The following is a 19,687-nucleotide window of genomic DNA, read 5'->3' as shown; positions in this document are numbered from 1 at the left end:
GCTCATTTAATAGGCTGATTCTACTACCATAGGTTACAATCGCCCCAGCATCAACAGTCCGTCTTCAGGTGGATTTGGATGGAGTTTCAGTGTAGTTAGCGATCGCAGTAATATAAATCAGATGCACCAACAATATTACTGTCCAACTTACTGTTACCCAAGGCAGCCACTCCCACGTAGTGCCTTTCAAGATGTGGAAAAACCATAAACTAGAGTTAATAGTAGCAGCGATCGCCACATGCACAGCAAAGTTCATCCGGTCATCGATCTTGCGGTAATCAGGGTCTTTGCGATCGGGTTTGCGAGGCCAACGAGGAGGCATAAATATTTGTTACAGATTTAAATACACCCTATTCAGGGTAACTCAAACTTTGAGACAAGAAGACTTAGAACCCCAACTTTCTACTCACCACGCTCACGTCGTTCGATTTGGTCGGTTTGATAATCGTGCTGAAACTGCTCTAACTCTTTGACCCTGCCTTCCTATTGCTTTATCTTCCGTAGCAATCCCTCCTGACTTTGGGAACTCGTGCAAAATTTGCGCCAATGCTCAATATCAGACATTAAAAGATCTCCTGTGTAGATTTGCCTGGATGAATGTAAATATTCACCTCAGTGCTTACTAAAAAAGGTGACACGATTGATAATAAAGGTAAGCATTATCTTCACAAAATTTATGTTTTTAACTTGGTTAGACAGCAACTCTTGGTTACTAGAAATCGGTGAAAAGCGGATAATGATTGATCCTTGGCTAGTTGGTTCGTTAATTTTTAGCAATTTGGATTGGTTATTTAAAGGCTCGCGATCGCAAAATCGCCCAATACCAGATAATATTGATCTGATCCTGCTGTCTCAGGGTTTAGAGGATCATACTCACCCACCAACGCTTAAATTACTTGATCACAGCATCAAGGTTGTAGCTTCTCCCAATGCAGCCAAAGTAGTACAGCAGTTAGGTTACACCCAAGTAACAGTATTAGCTCATGGTGAAAATTTCACCTTAAATAATCAAGTTGAAATCAAAGCTTTTCCCGGCTCTCAAATTGGCCCGACTCTGGTAGAAAATAGTTATCTCCTCAAAGAATTGGAGAGTGGTTTAACTTTATACTACGAGCCTCACGGGTATCATTCACCGCAGCTTAAGCAGGCTGCACCAGTTGATGTGGTGATTACGCCATTTCTTGACTTAACGCTGCCTTTGCTTGGGTCGATTATTCAAGGACAAAATAGCGCTTTGGAAGTGGTAAAGTTGTTACAGCCTCAAGTAATATTGCCTACAGCAGCGGGTGGGGATGTGGTCTTTGAGGGATTGCTGATGAAATTTATTCAGACTAAAGGAAGTGCTGAGGAATTTCGTTCGTTGCTACAGAAGAATAATCTTTCGACGCGGGTGATGGAACCTAAACCAGGCGATCGCTTTGAACTACCATTTTAGTTTTCCGTAGCAAAGCTTACCAAAAGTAAGAAATTATCTAAAGGATTAAAATAATTCGTAATTGCATTAGTTGGTATCTAAATTTCCAATAGGTAAATACTGCCAATCTTACAACTTTTTGAGCAACTTAAACTCTTTTTTAATTACGAATTCCGTTAGCGTAGCGGTAGCGAGTCTGCGTACTCTTACAGAGAAGCAAGCTACGCTTTTAGCGTCTCGTAGAGAGCGTCATTACGAATTATTTGAATCTCCCTGATTACCTCGAATCAAATAGCGTACTTCTTCGAGGAGGATATTAAACCTCTGATCATTTTCTACTTGTTGCTGTTTGAGTAACTCAGTATCCCTTTGACTTTGAGATGCTACTTGCAACAAGGCTTGAACAGTTACTCTCAAGCCATCTACACTATCTCGGACTTCAGCTAGAGAATCTCGGACTTCAGCTAGAGAATCTCGGACTTCAGCTACAGAATCTCGAACTTCAGTTACAGAATCTCGGACTTCAGCTACAGAATCTCGGACTTCAGTTACAGAATCTCGGACTTCAACTACACTATCTCGTATCTGGGACACACTTGAAGCTAACTTATCAAGCATTTCGTCTGTCCAACGTTCAACTGCCATTGTGATTTTGTGTTTTTTAAATTTATTTTTCTCACTACTTTTAATTTTACCAATCGGCAGGTTAAAAAAGTAATACTATGAATTTTTGGCTGGGCGATCGCAAATAAGTGTATTTGGCATCAGACTATGGTTCACAATTAATAACATGGACTTGCCAATTATCTACCACCCAGATTACGTTGCCCCATTGCCTGAAGGACATCGTTTTCCGATGTCTAAGTTCCGACAACTCTACGAATTACTATTAGCTGACGGTGTGGCGCAAACAGAACAATTTCACACGCCTGAACGTCCGCCGCCAGAGTTGATAGAATTAGTCCACATCCCAAGCTACGTTCAAGCTTACTGTGAAGGAACCCTAGACCCCAAAGCACAGCGTCGCATTGGTTTACCTTGGAGTCCAGCATTAGCGAATCGTACCTGTGTAGCGGTAGGTGGTACGATACTTACTGCTAAAATGGCATTAAGTCAGGGTTTAGCTTGTAATACTGCTGGTGGGACTCATCATGCCTTTCCTAGTTATGGATCTGGTTTTTGTATTTTCAACGATTTAGCGATCGCTTGCCGCGTTTTGCAAAAATTTGGACTCGTCCAAAAAATCCTCATTGTGGATTTGGATGTTCATCAAGGAGACGGCACCGCTTTTATATTCCAAGACGATGAGAGTGTTTTTACTTTCTCCATGCACTGCGAAGTCAATTTCCCCGGTACTAAACAAAACAGCGATTTGGATGTTCCTTTGCCACTGGGAATGGAAGATGACGCTTATTTACAAACTTTAGCGAATTATTTAACAGATTTATTATCTAAAGTCAACCCAGACTTAGTATTTTATGATGCAGGTGTTGACCCTCATATAGGCGATCGCTTAGGCAAATTAGCCCTTACCGATACTGGCATTTTTCGCCGGGAAATGCAGGTTTTAAGTACCTGTATAAGTAGCGGTTATCCTGTCGCTTGCGTTATTGGCGGCGGTTATGCTGATGATATGAAATCTCTTGTTTGGCGGCATTCCCTGCTGCATCGCGCCGCCAGTGAAGTTTATCAACAGTATAAACTTTGATACAGCCTCTATTCTTAGGAAGTCCCTTCGATGAGAAAATTGGGAAAAGCAATAACAGTAATAATATTAAGTACATTGTTAGGAATTCCGTTAACTATTTTATCGCTGTGGTATCAGAATCCTCCAGGTTGTAAACAACTCTGCTCAAGTGAACCATGTTCTCCAAATGCGTGTATGGGTGGTGATTCTTTAACGGCTGGGTTCCCATTCCCAGTAGTGCATGACGGCGAGGTTGGTAGCTCACCTACAGGTGGCTGGGGGACAATCGGAGTTGAAGATTTTTCCAGTATAAATTTTGGGGCATTTTTATTAGATGCCTTGTTTTACGGTGTCATAATAATCATGCTTTTTGCGATTACAAAAAGTATTTTTAAATCTGTAAAACGTTCAAGACGGTTGGGCTAATACGGACAAGGTAAATAGTGGATGAACAACGGCAAACTCAGAGTCTACGAACTAGCAAAAGAATTAAATTTAGATAACAAGAAGCTATTAGTAATTTGTGAAAAGCTCAAAATCGCAGTTAAAAGCCATACTAGCGCAATCTCAGAATCCGATGCAGAACGCATTCGTGTAGCGATTAATAAACTAACAGCAAAATCCTCGAAAACTAAAATAAACTCTGAAGATTGGGGCTATATGTTTATAGCTTCAGCAATTGATAGCTTTATCCGCCATCTTGAAGGTGAAACCGCCCTTAAATCATATCCCGAATTTAAAGAGCGGCGCGATCGCGCCAATGAGTTAATGTTGGAATGTGTCGGGAAAAAGCCTTCTCTATTTTATGTGCGTCGCAAGGGTGCAGGGAAAGAGCAAAGAGAAGAAATTTGGGATTTGACAATAGCAACAGATAGCGATGATTTTCAATTACCCGAAAGACTTGAGAAGCTCAGAAAAACATTAGGATTCAGAGCGGCTGTACAAAAAGATGGACGCGGCGGTTTAAAGATCCTTTCGGCTCAGTTGCTACAACCCTCACGGGGACACGCCGATAGCTATGCTGTACCTTGTCGCTTACGTTTGCTGTCTAATCATCAGCATCATCTCGACATTCCGCCAAAGATATTGGCACGTATAGCAGCAGCGCCAGTTTGTGGCGATCATGTACCTACAGAAGATCAGCTTAAAGCTTGGAAAGCGTTTTTGCAAATTGAAGAAAAAATCGCAAAAGCGCGGCAATTTTGCGTGCGTTATGTAAGTCATAACTATAATTTCAAAAGGCGGATCAGTTTTGAAATTGATGTATCCTCGGCCACCCTTGACGGCTTTTATCAAAATTCTCTCGACGTGGAAAACTTTTGGGAACGAGCAAGACGCACAAAAAACGAAGATTTAAAGCTTTTTGAAACTGCTCCTGTCGGAAAAAATTGGACTAATGGTCGTCAACTAGGGACTGTTGAAGATGTTGACCCCAACCGTTGTATTATCAGTCTCAGGCTAGAACGCGACTTAGCTGAATACATGGCAGCAGAGCGTTATCAATTACCAGCTACCGGATTTTTGTGTTTTGAGGCAGTGGGTGATATTCAGCAGATTCAGCGCAAGAAAAAAGCTTTGGAAGATTTGAATAATGGTTACACCCAGAATCCCTATTTGGGCAACTTTTTATTCGATGCTTCTCAGGCTAGACAAATTAAAACAACTATCGAACTTCAAGCACAAGATTTGTTATTATCTTCTGCTAATCCTGGGCAGAAAGCAGCAGTAGAAAAGGTACTTGCCGCTAAGGACCTTGTTCTGATCCAAGGGCCACCAGGTACTGGTAAAACTACCGTAATTGCCGAGATTTGCTATCAAATTGCGCTTCGCGGTGGGCGTACTTTAATCGCTTCTCAAGCCAATTTAGCAGTAGATAACGCCTTGAGTCGATTAGTTCACAACCCAGTCATTCGGGCTGTACGCAAGGGTAGAGCCGAGAAAGTTGGGGAGGAAGGACAGCCATTTTTAGAAGACCAAGTGATTGGCAGATGGCTAGAAAATACAGCAAATGACTGCGAAATCAGTCTGAACCAACGCCTCGAAAATATCCAAATTTTCAGTCAATTATTAGCATCATCACAAAGATTTACAGCTTACTTCCAAGCAGAGGAAGAATTTAATCAGCAACAAACTAAATTCAATAAAAATAAGTTAAAAGTAGAGTCCAACTTCAAAAATCAAGAAAATTCTTATAACCAAATTGTAGAACAACAAAACGGGGTTGAATCTCTAGTTGCAGGTTTAGAAAACATACTAAATACTGCACCAAATGTCAACTGGGAAGCTCCAGAAGTTATAGATTTTTTGCCACTTCTTAAGCCATATACAGAAGGTAACAGTTTAGTAGAAGAATTTTTAGCAAATGTTTGTCAAGCCATCAAATATACTGATGAACTTGGCTTTGTGCGTCCGGCATTTGGTGCTTTTGGTCTAGCAGTTTGGTTGCATGAAATAGCAACAGAAATTGCTGAATTTAAAACTAATTTAACTTATGCTCAAAATTTAACTGAAGCTATGTTAGAAGTTGCAGCCCGGGTACAAGTTGTTAAACAGAATTTTGCCTCGTTAAATCAGCTACAACCAGATTATCAGCAATATCTTACCAAGTTGCAAAATATCCAGCAAACAATCCAGATTTGGCAAAATCGTAAACGGGAAATTGATTATATCATTTCAGCAGTAAAGGAATGGAAGTCTACAGCACATTCCCATCTCTATCAAACCTTGAAAGAATGTCATCAATCAGGTTTACCATTAACAGACAATTTAGTAGACTTACCACTAGGTTTATTGATGTTTGCAAATACATTAAAACTAACCATAGTACCAAAAAACTACAATATTAACTTACCAGATTGGGAGCTATTGACTAAAGCGATCGCTTATGAAATAGAAGGAGGTTTTACTGATAGGAAAGGTAAACAGCATAATTTTAGCTATTTTTTACAACAAAATTTTAGTCAGATGCCAATGGTGCTATCAAAGAGCGATGGCACCCAATGGCATGAAACTTACCAACAGTTTAACAATTATCAACTCCTCACTCCAAAACAGCGAAAATTACTGGTTGAAAATACCCAGTTTTTTTTAATTAGAATAAAACAAACCTATGGTGCATCATGGGAATGGAATAACATCGACTCTACTCTCACCCGCCTTACACAAGAATTGCTTGATACTATTCTTGTAAATGCACGTCAATGCGTTTTAAAAGTCAAAACCGAAACTGAACAACAGCTTCAGCATCTGCAACAACTATTAAATGAACTTCAGAAAAATGAAATAAGTCAACACCAAATATCTATTACCCAAGCTGAGGTAGAAAAAGCACAGCAGGATGCTAATTTGCAACTTGGAGAAGTTATTAATAGATTGCAAGAACTTAATCAACAAAATATACCTGCTCAATTACGCATTCTAACTGAACAATATCTCGCAACACAATCAAATATTTGGGAGCAGCCCCAAGAATTCTCAAAGCAAGTACATTCTTGGGTAACTTGCATTAGTCAACTTGAAACCTTGAGTTCATCATTAGAACCTTTTGCTGTGCTGGAGATGATTAAAAACTCTCTACATGAGCATTTATCAAAACTAAAACAAGAAACTGAAGTTTTTCTACAGCAGCTTCAGAAATTACAAATTAGCCTCTGCGAAATAGAAAATAAATTACAACCACAACCATCAAAAAACTTAATAGAAGAAAGAAATTGGTGGTTGACAGAATGGCAAAGGATACCCGATAAATTTAAACCGGAAAATTCTGCTGCTGACTTGTTTAATATAGAATTATTACGCAGCATTAATATTAAATTGCTAGATTGGCAACAGCAACTCCAAAAAGAAGAAACTTATCTCCACAAATATAAGAATTTCGTTCAAGATTGGATTGAAAAATTAAGAAATCCAACAGAGCGCGATGGCGACGATTTAAGGCGTATATATCTAGATAATGCCAACGTCGTCGGTATCACCTGTGTTCAAGCTGCAAATAGAGGTTTTTCGGAAGAATTCAAATCTTTTGATGTCGTGATCATTGATGAAGTTAGTAAGTGTACTCCACCAGAGTTACTAATCCCAGCTTTGAAAGGCAAAAAGTTAGTGATGGTAGGCGATCATCGACAATTACCACCTATGCTTGATACTAGCACTTTAGAAGAAGTTGCTCAAACAATTGGTAATAGACGAGAAGAACTACAATTTTTAGAAGAATCACTCTTTAAAAGTCAGTTTGAATCTGCTGATGAAAGCATCAAAGAAATGCTAACTACACAGTATCGAATGCACCCATTTATTATGGGTGCAATAAATCAGTTTTATGATGGTAAGCTAGAATCTGGTATTTTAGAGCCGGATACAAAACGCGCACATCATCTAGCAGGTGAAATCATTCAAGAATCTCAGCATATTATCTGGGTAAAAACGCCTATAGAAAATCCGTTTTTAGAGCAACGGAACGGAACCTCTTACTTTAATACTCAAGAAATTGATGCGATTGAACGTTTATGTCAGCAGTTCGAGAATATTTGGGCTGATAAAGTTGCTAATGGTGAACCAAAAAAAGAAATTGCTGTAATTACATTTTACGGCGCTCAATTAAGAAAAATTGATGAGCGCCTACAATCTGAACTTTTCCCTTCGCTAGAAATTCGTACTGGTACAGTAGACCGATTTCAAGGCATGGAAAGACCTGTTGTAATTGTGAGTATGGTTCGCAACAATAACAAAGGAGATGTGGGTTTTGCTAAGAAGCCAGAACGGGTTAATGTTGCATTTTCTCGCGCTCAAGAACTGCTGATAATTGTGGGTTGTCATAATTTATTTACCCATCAAGCAGGTAAAGTCGGAAGTATGTACTCCGAAGTTTCAAATATTGTTAGTCTGCATCAAGGTTTCGTGGATGTTTCTCGAATCATTTGAAAAGTGGTTTTGTTGTTAATTAAAGGCTTAGGTGAAAAAAAGTATAGCAGTTTTAGAATTAACAAACTGCCCTCCAAAACTGATTATTTCTCATTTGGAAACAGACTGGAGACTTTTATGACTAGAGCATGGTGAATCATGTTGATGCTATCAAGACTTTTCAGCAGGCGCTTCACAAATAGCTGACTTAGAATTTTAACGGGAACACGGTACAATCCAGAGGCACTTTTATTGTTACCAATGCGGGTTACGGATGGAAGCGAATTTTCTGACGGCTGTTTTTCTGCCCCTGGCTCTATTTATTATCATGTTAGGTATGGGGTTAACCTTGACCCTAGATGACTTCAAGCGAGTTGTAATCTATCCCAAAGCAGTGCTGATTGGCTTGGCGGCGCAGTTGATCGTGTTGCCGATTGTAGGCTTTGGCATTGCGTCGGTGTTTCCCCTTGAACCACAATTAGCTGTAGGTGTGATGATTTTAGCAGCCTGTCCCGGTGGCGCTACTTCTAACATGATTACGTTTTTGGCCGGGGGTGATGTTGCTCTTTCTGTGACGCTAACAGCTATTAGTAGTTTCATTACGGTTTTTACGATTCCTCTGGTAGTAAATTTGTCAATGCAGAGATTTTTGGGGGAAGGAACAACGCTACAGTTACCTTTCTTAAACACTGTTTTGCAGATTGCGGTGATTACACTTCTACCTATAGCAATTGGGATGATAGCCAAGCGGTATGCACCCGAATTGGCAGACAAGGCAGATAAACCTGTGAAGTGGGTGTCTTTATTTTTCCTGGCGGTGGTAATTACTGGAGTGCTGCTACGAGAACGGAATAATTTTGTTTCTTACGTAATAGATGTGGGCCTGGCAACTCTGGTTTTGAATGTGGTTGCAATGGCTTTAGGTTTTGCGATCGCAACTTTAACCCGATTAGGAGAAAAACGCATTACGGCAATTACCATAGAAGTAGGAATTCAAAATGGGACTCTGGCGATCGCGATCGCTTCTACACCTACGCTGCTGAATACCCCCACAATGGCTATTCCTGGGGCAATTTATGGTTTACTAATGTTTGTCACTGGTGCTGGATTTGCTTGGTGGGCTAGTCGTCGCCAAAGCTTCTTGAAAGCATAAAACTAGTTTGCCTCATTGGTTACAAGTATTTGTACAAATTAAATTACCCCATCTTATTTCATTGATGTTTCTCGCCTCTTCTGCTAAACCGATTGATGACAATCTCAAGAATTTTGTAGATGAAATTGAGGCGATATAGTGGGCAAATTAGCGATTTTCAAAACCGACATTTTTTGTCGTAAAATTTTGCTTTTGAGTAACTGTGTAGGATTGACAATACAGACTAAATAGCAATTTTATTTGATTTGTGAAAATGAAACGCTTAGATTGCCGACTTATTAGAGAAGTCGGCCATTTTCTTATTGGTGGGCAATACTACCCAAAATAAGCAAAGCAACAAAAGTTGAAGATGTTGTTCCTTGCCAGCATCTGGGAATACTAAACTTGGAAACCTTTGTTAGTAAAGGCAAGCTGTGGATGAACAACGCCAAAATCTTAACAAATCGTCCCTATAACACCCCAGAACCATCCGTTACTACCTCTTTCCAGGCAAATTCAGTAGATCACAAACTTTTTCCCAAAGGGCGATTGCTTAGAAATTTTGTAGTCAGCGATACTTTTTATCAGCTGCTGTTTAAACAAGTAGGTAGGGTATCGATAAGAATTGCTTATAAACAATTAGCAACTGAGCTTCTGTAAATTAGCCCGATGGAAGATAAATACCTTCAACAACTTGATATATTTTGTCAACAGCTTGACGTAGGAAGGCTAACATCTGTTTAAGACTAAATAATTCACGATAAATTAATCTTCCACCTCTTCTCTTTCGGCTGATTTTTAGCCATAAAAGGTTAACCCATATATTGACTAGAATAAAAGAGACACCAACGAATAATAATCTTAAAACTGGTTTTTTACTTGTTGTTCTAATTCGGCAGATATTTTTCAGCCTATAACTACTTTCTATTCCAAATCTTTTTCTATAATCTTGATGAATATAAGGTAAATTAGCTTTTACCTTATGAACCACATAAGCAAAGTATTCTACTCCCTTTTGATGTCGTTTGCCCTTCTTATATTTACAAACAATCCATAACTCAAAGGTAACTGAATCAGTTTGACTTCCGCTCAGGGTCATAGTATATGTAGTTTTGTAGCTTTTTCTGCCTTTTAAAAATTGTTTAATTCCTCCTTTTATTCCTGTTTTTATTGCTGGCATGAGCAGAGGGATATCTAAAGCTTGTAACCAACGAATGACGGGAACATTAAAAAATCCCCTGTCCAGATAAAGTTGTTTCACCTGAATATGAAGTACATCAATTTCTGCTAATAGATAAGTAATGATAGCAACACTTGTATCCAGCCATCTAACGCCTCTAATCGCAAGGGTTATACGTTTTCCTTTCAGGACAACATATAAAGTTGCATAAGCATAGAAGGAGCAAGTACCAGATTTCGCCTGGCTGCGATATATATAGGGTAATTCCTCGTTACTAGGCTTGCCATAATAAGGAATTAAATTTAAATCAATAGCTAACTTTAGGTGTCCGTTTTTAATTCCTCTCGGAACTCGACTTTTTAATGCTTGATTAATTTGTCTCTCTAAGTCTTCAAAATCAGTAATTTTATTGAGATGATATCTAATATCATTTCCCGATGGAATTTTCTTCAACGTTTTGGCTGTATTCTCAATAGTATCTCCATTACTTGCTGCTCTCACTAAAATTTCAAATAAAGTTTTTTGATCACATGCCCCTTGAGTTTTAATCGAGAAGTTCTCTGCTAAACACTCAAGAACTTCATCTAAGGTTTCTGTCTCTGTTATAGCCAGTTGTTCTAATGAAGAAGTCAATTATTTTAACAAAATGATACACAACACTTTCATTATTTCACTTCTTGAAACTGTTTAAATAATGATAAGTTTAATTTATGTAATATGTAATATATAGCACTTAATGTACTAGTAAAATTGTAAGTGATCGCCCTTTGGGAAAAAGTTTGTGATCTACTGACAGTAGACCGATTTCAAGGTATGGAACGACCTGTTGTAATTGTGAGTATGGTTCGCAATAATAGTAGAGGAGATGTGGGATTTGCCAAAAAGCTAGAACGAGTTAACGTTGCTTTTTCTCGCGCTCAAGAACTACTAGTAATTGTGGGTTGTCATTCGCTATTTACCCAGCAGGGTGGACAAGTTGGGAGTATGTACTCCAATGTTTCAAACATCGTGCGTCTACATGGAGGTTTTATTGATGTTTCTCGCCTCTTTAGCTAAACCTATTGATGACAATCTCAAAAACATGGTAGACGAAATTGAAGCGCAAAGCCTTAGTTTATCAGTTTTAGCAGCGCGTCAATTCCGTTATAGCTTACGTCAAACTCCTGTAGAAGTAAATGTCAAGGAACCTCGCCAGTTTAACGTACTCGAAGAATTTATTATTCGCGCTGCTATTGAATTTCAACCTCCGCCAACGGAGGATGAATTAGCCTCTGTACTTGGGCTTGATTCTATATTTATCCAAACTACTACTGCAACTCTTCGGACATTACAAACTCTATCAGCAACATCGCCACTAACAGTAACTCCTGAAGGTCGTTTATTCTATGAAAAAGGCTCTGTACCACAGCCACCATATCTTGTACAGCTTAATGCTATTACAGACCCTTTAAGCGACAAGATAACCTTTCAATCTGAATCCTTAAATGAGACAGTGATAAATTTGCCTGACTTGGCAGACTTTATAACTATTAATAATACAATTACTGACATTTCTTTGTTATCGCTTGAGGAAATACAAAAAAGTATTCAAGCTTCAGGTTTATCACTTCATGTCCCAGAAGAGGGAAAAATTGTTACTTCCTATAAGATATTAGCTTCAACTCAAAAAATTTGGAGAAAGATATCGCTTTTTGTTATCTTCGATGCCCTTGAAGATAAATTGAGCATTCAAATAAGAAATGGAAAGCAAATTTTAGAGTCAGCATCAAATTGGTTAGAAGTGCTACACGCTGAAGGTAAAATATCTTTGCAAGCATTATGTAAATTGTCAACCGAAACCATCAATTTTGAACGTGAAGCCATTCTCAAGCATAAAAATACTGAAATAGAAGCTAGGCTCGAAAATATTCGCCAAAAGGCTCTAGAAACTGCCACAAAAACTAGTGAAAAAGTAGACAATTCTACTGTGTTAGGTGAAGCCATACAGTTACGCGATGGACAAATTAGCCAAGCTTTTTCAGAAGTTTTAAATTCGGCTAAAAATCAGGTTCTGATTTATTCTCCTTGGGTAAATCAGGCAGTTGTAAATGAAAAATTTATAACTCTGTTACAGAAATTAGCTAATCGCGGAGTTTGGATTTTAATTGGACATGGAATTGCGCGGCGAGAAGAAGATGAAGATAAACCAATTCCACTAGAATTAGAGGAAAAACTTCGAGCTATAAAAACACCTGATGGTTTACCATCTGTACAGGTTTTTTGGTTGGGAAATTCCCATGTCAAAGAAGTAATAGTTGATCAGGAAATCCATCTTTGTGGTTCTCATAACTGGCTATCTTATCGCGGCGATTACCTACCACGAGGTGAGTCAGTTTATAAAGTTACAATTTTGCCTCAAGTTCAGGAAGCTTATGAATTTCTCGCTAATCGCTTCCAAAATCACGCTCAAAAATTATGGCAATATGCTCTAGAAAACCGCGATTATAAACTGGCTGTAGAGTCTTTATGTGTGTGGGGTGCGCTAGGTATGGAAGACATTGCACTCCAAGAGATACAGCATAATAACTGGCTTGAACTTCTGCCTGTGTGGTTGAATGTAGCACTTCAGGGGTTAAAGTCGAAAAACATACAAGCTGATTCAGTAATTTTTAAAACGGCACTTTTGTTGCTGAATCAAATTTCTGTTGAAGACGCTTTTATTGAGCCATTGCAACAGGGATGGCGTAAAGTTATAGGCGCGATCGCACTTAACAATTCTCAAACTGCTTTAAACTTACTTAGTGATAAAGTATGGGCGCAGTTTCTACGTCTCAATATTGCCCAAGAGAGTGATTCACCTGCTAATTTTATTCTGTATCGTACTTAACCGATATTAAGATATTTTTCATACTTCCATAGTAATAATTTTTTGGAATACAGCCAAGAAATCTGTGATCATGATTTCGCAGAATTTAGCGATTAAATGATTCTTAACCTTTGATTGACTTAAAGATAGATACAGAAATTCGTCTTATTCGATACAATTTATAGGCAGAGAGAGCCGAGGAGAACAAGGTGGTCTTATTAAAAGGCTTTGAGATTGAGGTTTACACTGGCACGCTTCAAGGTGAAATCGTCGGTCTCTCCGACAAAATTGTTGCGGATTTGGATGGATTTATGCGGGAGCCAGATAGCCGCAACGTCGAATACATAACCCAACCATCCCCTAATTACGATAATTTATTGTGTGCTTTGCTGCGTCCCCGGCGGGTGTTGCGAAACTACCTGAATCGCTTGGGCGATTACACCTTGATCCCGGGGAGTACTCTTTCTTTGGGTGGGAGCGATCGCTTTCTGCGTTCTGATCCAGCAAACCCCTATCATAACTACATTGAGAACACCTACGGCACGAAAGTAGTCACCGCCAGCGTACATATCAATATAGGTATCAGTGACCCAGAAGTATTAATGCGGGCGTGTCGGGTGATCCGTATGGAAGCACCTCTATTTCTCGCCCTCAGTGCCTCATCTCCATTTCTGGATGGTAAAGCTACTGGCTATCACTCCACTCGCTGGGGCTTATTTCCACAAACGCCTAGCCATGTACCATTGTTTGCTAGCCACGCCGATCATATTCAGTGGATGGAAAATCAACTCGCTGCTGGAACAATGCAAAACGTGCGGCATTTGTGGTCATCAGTGCGACCAAATGGCGATCGCCGTCCCTATGATCTAAATCGGCTAGAACTGCGAATTTGCGATTTAGTCATAGATCCCATTGCCTTGCTGGCGATTGCGGCCTTATTGGAAGCACGTTTGTTGCAAATAATCGAAAATCCTAGCATCGATCCGTTAACCCAAAGTACCTTTTCTCCTGAAGAACTCGTCAGCCTGACTGCTGAGAACGAAGCTGCTGCTGCTGTTGATAGCCTTGATGCTCATTTGAGGCATTGGCAAGATGGCAGAAGCATTGTAGCGCGAGATTGGATTGCTGAAATGTACCAAGATGTTTGGGCGATCGCCAAACAACAAGGCTTTAGCTGTTTCCTTTCCCCTTTGCAGAAAATCCTCCGCGAAGGCAATGAAGCTCAACAGTGGTTGCAATTACACGCAGTCGGTTTTGACAGCCAGCGCGTCATCACTCAGGCTATTGTCGCTACCCAAGAATGCGAAATCGAACTCGAAAACAAATTGTGTTCGTCCCTGCTGGCATAGTAGAAGATGCAAAGGAGCAGGGAAGGAATCTAACCTGTTTTCTTAAGTTAAGCGCAGTCAAAGCTTTAATTAGGAATTACAAACACTTTACTTTCTCTACATAAAACTTAATATTTTCTGATTTTAGCCAACTATCCTCTCAGGCATTGCTCTGAGAGGATTTGCATTTCGGTTTAAAAATCTAATCAATAGAGAGTACGTGATTATTATTAACAAAACCTATGAATAGCCTCTACCTTTTGGTAGATTTAACATTTACAATAAATTGTTTTATACAATACGTAAATTATACGGATAATGACTCAGGTAGTTTTAGTTAACCCGCAAATCCCTCCTAATACAGGTAATATTGCTCGTACTTGTGCAGCTACGGGTACAGAGTTACATTTGGTAGGTCCTTTGGGATTTGAAATTAGCGATCGCTACCTCAAAAGAGCTGGGTTAGATTACTGGCCTTATGTAAAGCTACACTATCATGAATCGCTAGAAGCCTTTAAAACCCTACATCAGGAGCGTGGAGGCAGATGGTTAGGTTTTACAGTCGGTGGAAATTGTAATTATGTAAGCTTTCAGTTTCAACCTGATGATTGGCTGCTGTTTGGTAGTGAAACCACGGGCTTACCATCAGGAATTCTGTCAGATTGCGATGCTACCCTGTATATTCCTATGACCCAACCGGGAGTTCGCAGTTTGAATCTGTCAGTGAGTGTAGCAATTGGCTTATTTGAAACCCGTCGTCAGTTAGGCTACTTACAATAGTTGTTTACTTTTGTTGTTACAAGTAAATATACGTATGAAATATCCAGAAATCTATTAGACGAGTTATTTGTGGCTGCAAAAACTTTATTATTTACCGTAATAATATGTAAAGCAATATACTAAAATTGTAATTAGCCATGAATTGTAGTGGAAAATACTTACAAAAAAGGGAAAGTTATTATAAGAAATTTGTATATAAAACTTGGGATATTGCCAAATTAGAATGATAGATTTTGATGAATTTGAAACATCCTCAAATGGGGAACAAAAGCCCTACAACCGAGTCAGGTTTTACATTTGAGCTACTTTGGCTCAAGGAACGCTAGAAAGCAGCCTAAAAGCAGCCAATAGTTCATACGGTTGTTTTTTAGGGAATAATCAACGTAAAGTCTCGTGTTGAGACGGATTCGGTAGAAATATCTTGAATATATCTACAGAAGGGGACATTACTTTTCCAGAAGTCGCAGCAATTTAATTCCCAGCAGCGACTATGGACTTGGCAATTAGTTTGTCCAGTCCCCGCGATTGACGCAAGACAAGCGCGGACAATGATGAAGAGTAATAAGTATGGTAAAACGTCCTAAGTGGTGTTAGGAGTGGTTCGGACAAGTAAACACAGCAAACTTTAAGTTTTGCTCACACGTGTAAACTTGTCTAAATCAGAGAAGCAGGTTAATCTTGCGTAAGCATCTCTGGTGAATGTGATCTTGATATATCGTTCGTTGTGATCTAAATCATTGACTAGTATCCAACTGAAAAATCGAGGTCAGTTAAGCGCTAGTGATCATAGGAGGTCGTCTTTGAAACGAGCATTGAAAAAGAGAGTAAAAGCTGTGTTGAACAATAACCCTAGCAGCGATGATGCCCCGGTAGAACTGCTAAATGTGATACATCCAAAAGTTAACCACCGGGTGCGGACAAAAGCCGCAATGATTGGCTTGGCAATCTCGATGGGAGCAACCAGCCTTTTGGTGACTCGGCAAAGCGATCAAGCCCAAGCAGCGGTGCCTGTAGGTAGTCAAAAGGCAACTTCAACGATTCCTGCTGCTTCTAACACTGAGGTGAAATTTGCCTCCACAAAGCTGGAGTCCCAAGCAATCTCATCAGCGAGCGTGCCGGAAAATCCTGTGATTATGGAACCAATGGCAGTCTCACAAGTGCCTGGGCTTGAAGCTAAATGGCAAATTGCGGCAAATGGGATGTCTTTGCAAGTTCCGGCATCAGCAACATTTTCTCAAGCAACACCAGTTTATAAAAAATCTACCTACCTGAAGCCCCAAATAGCACAGGGATTGAGCAACACCTTAGCTGAGACTAATTTTCCAACAGTCAACAAGCTATCTGACTCTAATGCTAATGGTATTGATGGCAGTACAAATGCATCGGTGGATGCCCTACCACAAACAGTGGCAACATCTGGCGCAGCCAATAGTGAAATAAATGCACAACTTAAGGCGCAACAAGAGTTCGCACTGAATCGTTTACAAGAAAAATCGAATCGTTTAAGAAAGAGTCTGGCACAGTTGCGGTCTGGAGAAACCAAAAATTTATCACAAGCTGATATGGGTTTGGTGCAGCCAACGACTGTAGTTGAGAAAACTGTATTAGCCCAGTCTGACACCTCTGACCAGACAAACAGGGCTAACCTCATCTCCAGGTTAAAACAAAAGACACAGACGAGTGCATTTGTCCCAGCTACACCAACATTTATCGCGTCCTCGACGCGAACAGCCTACGAAGTTAAGCCTGGAGATACACTAGCAGCGATCGCCAGCAGATACAATACTTCAGTATCAGAATTAGCTAGGGCAAATAAACTCAGCAACCCAAATGAACTGCAAATTAGTCAACAACTAATTATTCCTGCTGCTCAAGTTGAGGCAACTGTAGCTACTAAGCCTACTTTCGTAGAGTCCAGTAATACTCCTCATGTTGCCAGCTACCCTGTGAACATTGGTGGTGGTAACTCATATCTACCTGCTTCACAATCACCAACTATTGCCGATAACAGCAGAGTTACCGTCCCTACACCGGTAATTGCGAACAATGAAATTCAGGCAGATAGTGCGAACGACTTAGAAACAGCTCCAACCGCTCCTACCTCCTTTGCTGTAGGTGGTGACACCCCAGTGCCAAAAGCTTTTGCCGAAATGCAACAGCCTAAAACACTCGCAAATAAGGTAGCAAGGGGAAACAATAATGACCGTTTGCGGGGCTTACAAGCAGAAATCCAGAAGTTACAGCAGAAATATCGCGCTCAACAGTCTGGGAACTTAGTTGTGCCAGCAGCTACCGAAATTAATACTGCTGCGATGATCACTCCTGTTTCTAGCCCCAATAATTTCACTGTACCTAACCCCGCAGTTCGACCGAATAGTGTAGCGATAGTAATTCCAGTTCCTACACCGATCAAAGCTAACTATGGCGTTCAACCAATTAAGCCCCAATTGCGTGCTACTTTACCCGCCAACGAGCTAGTAAATCCAGAATTCTTACCCAATCTAGGATCTGCTAGTCAGTGGACTCCCCCTCGCGGTCCATCTGGAATCAAAGTTGCAACCCCTCCTACCAGAGTAAATGCCTCGGATTCCTTAGGAAAGATGCGGGGAAGGACAGTTTCTCCACAGATAATACCGCCTTTGGCAGCAGTGGATCAATATCTGCCCAGACCGATTGACGAACTTACACCTCCTCCATCTTCCTCATCCATAACTTACACCTGGCCAGCAAAGGGTACTCTCACTTCTGGCTATGGCTGGCGTTGGGGAAGAATGCACCGAGGAATTGATATTGCTAACTCCACTGGCACACCAGTTGTCTCCTCCGCTGCGGGTACGATAGAAAAAGCTGGCTGGAACAAAGGTGGATACGGCAACCTTGTGGAAGTCCGCCATCCTGATGGCAGCATAACTCGCTATGCCCATAACAGCAAGATTTTGGTGCAACCTGGTCAGCAGGTAAATCAGGGAGACACAATTGCTTTAATGGGTAGCACTGGTCACAGCACCGGGCCACACACCCACTTTGAAATCCGCCCATCAGGTAAGGGTGCTGTTAATCCAATAGCTATGTTGCCGGAGCGCGTGTAATTCTTGGCTGTCTGTAACTAAATCATTGTCTTGTTAGTTGAGGGAGTTTACCTCCCTCTTTTGCTTTCTATTACCTCAACAAGATAGAAGTTCTAATAAAATTGCAAAAAAGTTATTATTGAGCAAATTTGTATGCTATATTAGGTAATGATTTAAATGAATATGGCTCAGTAGCTCAGTTGGTTAGAGCACGGGACTCATAAGCCTGGGGTCGTTGGTTCAACTCCGACCTGAGCCACTTTAAAAGTTATAAGTAGTGAGCGATAAGTGGAGTTAAGATAGAGTAACTTTGACTGCTCTGTAAGAAACAATTTTGGTCTATAATACTCAAGACTCAGCGCTAACTGTTTGATCAGTTTGTAGCCAGTTGAGCAAATCAGCGATCGCCCTAAAATCTAACAAAGCATCACCCAGTGCTTCCAATTGTTCTAGAGAAAGACTCTGAATCTGTTCTCTAACCTGTTGTGGCAACTCTCCTACCCGTTTTTGTAGCTGTCGTATGACGAGTGCTTGCTCTCCTTCCTGTTTTCCTTCTTCCTTGCCTCGCTCGTAGCCAATGCGCTCGCCTGTGGTAATGTAACTCATGGTACGCTCCTGCTCGAATTGTTTAAACTCCTGCCAAAATTCTGCTTCTAATCCTTTTGGTAAAATCATAACCCAATCGATAAAACGATAGAGGTTACGAATATCCCTTTCTTGCAGCCCTTGTTCATATAATCGGCGAATTAAACTAAATTTCCACGTTTTCCTTTCTCCCAACTGTTTAGTAGTTTGCTGGGTTTTCAAATGTGCCATTACCACCGTCGCAAAGGGATTATCGCTCTTTTCTAACTCTGTCCATCGATTTTGATAATCGAGTAGTTTGACGGTTCCAAATCTAAAATGCAGACCACAATCGGGATAATTATAACTGTATTGATTTGGTCTCCAAGTCGGGTCAGCATCGCACAAAATTGCTAGGCTAATGGCTGGTTTAGCAAATTTGTCAAAAATTCGCAGGTTGTAGGAAAAAATCCTTTGAGCAAAATTCTCTTCCGATTTTGCCTGAATTTCCACATGAATCAACAGCCAAATTTCCTCTCCTTGAATTTGCCAGACTTTGACCAATTTATCGGCATATCTTCTACCAAGTTCTGCTTCGCGGACTATTTGTTGAAATTCCTTATCAAGAAACTCGTGGGGACGTTCCCAATTAATTAGGGCTTGCTGAATAAGTCTCCAGAGCGAATCTAGAAGCCACACAGCTTACAAAATAGTAGTTTCGTCGCTTAGTTTCCCAATTTGCCCGGCGCTCGCCGACGAAAGTGCAAGGTTTTTGAACCTCTGGATGCTA

General features: G+C 40.3%; 14 protein-coding genes, 1 tRNA gene and 1 pseudogene. 12 read left to right on the top strand and 4 right to left on the bottom strand.

The genetic code is table 11. From position 1 onward, the window contains the following. Positions 1–64: 64 nt before the first annotated feature. On the bottom strand, positions 65–322 hold the full coding sequence (locus ACEW80_RS18810; protein ID WP_373528055.1) for a hypothetical protein: 258 nt from the start codon (positions 320–322) through the stop codon (positions 65–67). A gap of 354 nt (positions 323–676) precedes the next feature. Between ACEW80_RS18810 and ACEW80_RS18805 the strand changes: the two genes are divergently transcribed. Beyond that, the gene (locus ACEW80_RS18805; protein WP_373528054.1) at positions 677–1,435 is read left to right on the top strand and encodes an MBL fold metallo-hydrolase; all 759 of its coding nucleotides are present in this window, start codon (positions 677–679) and stop codon (positions 1,433–1,435) included. 231 nt (positions 1,436–1,666) lie between these two features. Here the strand turns inward: ACEW80_RS18805 and ACEW80_RS18800 are convergent, their stop codons facing one another. Next, positions 1,667–2,059 carry a hypothetical protein gene (locus ACEW80_RS18800; RefSeq protein ID WP_373528053.1) on the bottom strand — a complete coding sequence of 131 codons (393 nt, stop codon included), beginning with the start codon at positions 2,057–2,059 and terminating at the stop codon, positions 1,667–1,669. 145 nt (positions 2,060–2,204) lie between these two features. Between ACEW80_RS18800 and ACEW80_RS18795 the strand changes: the two genes are divergently transcribed. The 5 genes from ACEW80_RS18795 (at position 2,205) to ACEW80_RS18775 (ending at position 9,792) form a co-directional block, all read left to right on the top strand. Then, on the top strand, positions 2,205–3,122 hold the full coding sequence (locus ACEW80_RS18795; RefSeq protein WP_373528052.1) for a histone deacetylase: 918 nt from the start codon (positions 2,205–2,207) through the stop codon (positions 3,120–3,122). Positions 3,123–3,152: 30 nt separating this feature from the next. Continuing rightward, the gene (locus ACEW80_RS18790) at positions 3,153–3,527 is read left to right on the top strand and encodes a hypothetical protein (protein ID WP_373528051.1); all 375 of its coding nucleotides are present in this window, start codon (positions 3,153–3,155) and stop codon (positions 3,525–3,527) included. A gap of 21 nt (positions 3,528–3,548) precedes the next feature. After that, positions 3,549–8,021 (top strand): translation initiation factor IF-2 N-terminal domain-containing protein, encoded by a 4,473-nt coding sequence (locus ACEW80_RS18785; RefSeq protein WP_373528050.1) that lies wholly within the window; start codon positions 3,549–3,551, stop codon positions 8,019–8,021. 253 nt (positions 8,022–8,274) lie between these two features. After that, a complete protein-coding gene (locus ACEW80_RS18780) occupies positions 8,275–9,153 on the top strand; it encodes a bile acid:sodium symporter family protein (RefSeq protein ID WP_373528049.1) in 879 nt (292 codons plus the stop codon). A 384-nt stretch (positions 9,154–9,537) separates the two neighbouring features. Continuing rightward, the gene (locus ACEW80_RS18775; RefSeq protein WP_373528048.1) at positions 9,538–9,792 is read left to right on the top strand and encodes a hypothetical protein; all 255 of its coding nucleotides are present in this window, start codon (positions 9,538–9,540) and stop codon (positions 9,790–9,792) included. Position 9,793: 1 nt separating this feature from the next. Here the strand turns inward: ACEW80_RS18775 and ACEW80_RS18770 are convergent, their stop codons facing one another. Continuing rightward, positions 9,794–10,945 (bottom strand): ISH3 family transposase, encoded by a 1,152-nt coding sequence (locus ACEW80_RS18770; protein WP_373528047.1) that lies wholly within the window; start codon positions 10,943–10,945, stop codon positions 9,794–9,796. A gap of 159 nt (positions 10,946–11,104) precedes the next feature. On the opposite strand from ACEW80_RS18770, the pseudogene ACEW80_RS18765 reads away from it, so the two are divergent. From ACEW80_RS18765 to ACEW80_RS18740, 6 genes and pseudogenes are all read left to right on the top strand, one after another. After that, positions 11,105–11,368 (top strand): annotated as a pseudogene (locus ACEW80_RS18765) (AAA domain-containing protein); the annotation flags it as partial. Then, a complete protein-coding gene (locus tag ACEW80_RS18760) occupies positions 11,346–13,178 on the top strand; it encodes a hypothetical protein (protein ID WP_373528046.1) in 1,833 nt (610 codons plus the stop codon). The pseudogene ACEW80_RS18765 and the gene ACEW80_RS18760, both read left to right, overlap by 23 nt. Positions 13,179–13,366: 188 nt before the next feature. After that, positions 13,367–14,506: a glutamate--cysteine ligase gene (gshA, locus tag ACEW80_RS18755; protein ID WP_373528045.1), complete on the top strand. Its 1,140-nt coding sequence runs from the start codon at positions 13,367–13,369 to the stop codon at positions 14,504–14,506. 297 nt (positions 14,507–14,803) lie between these two features. Then, positions 14,804–15,265, top strand: coding sequence for a tRNA (cytidine(34)-2'-O)-methyltransferase (locus ACEW80_RS18750; RefSeq protein ID WP_373528044.1), 462 nt, complete (start codon positions 14,804–14,806; stop codon positions 15,263–15,265). 800 nt (positions 15,266–16,065) lie between these two features. Beyond that, a complete protein-coding gene (locus ACEW80_RS18745; protein WP_373528043.1) occupies positions 16,066–18,354 on the top strand; it encodes a peptidoglycan DD-metalloendopeptidase family protein in 2,289 nt (762 codons plus the stop codon). A gap of 164 nt (positions 18,355–18,518) precedes the next feature. Continuing rightward, positions 18,519–18,592: transfer RNA gene (locus tag ACEW80_RS18740), tRNA-Met, on the top strand. 89 nt (positions 18,593–18,681) lie between these two features. Here the strand turns inward: ACEW80_RS18740 and ACEW80_RS18735 are convergent. Beyond that, complete coding sequence (locus ACEW80_RS18735) at positions 18,682–19,596, bottom strand: DUF4351 domain-containing protein (RefSeq protein WP_373528042.1); 915 nt, start codon at positions 19,594–19,596, stop codon at positions 18,682–18,684. Positions 19,597–19,687: the final 91 nt, after the last annotated feature.

The sequence above is a fragment of the Nostoc sp. genome, assembly GCF_041747015.1.
Classification (GTDB): domain Bacteria; phylum Cyanobacteriota; class Cyanobacteriia; order Cyanobacteriales; family Nostocaceae; genus Nostoc.
The sequence above is the reverse complement of the archived record's forward strand: the minus strand, read 5'-3'. Positions and strand labels throughout refer to the sequence as shown.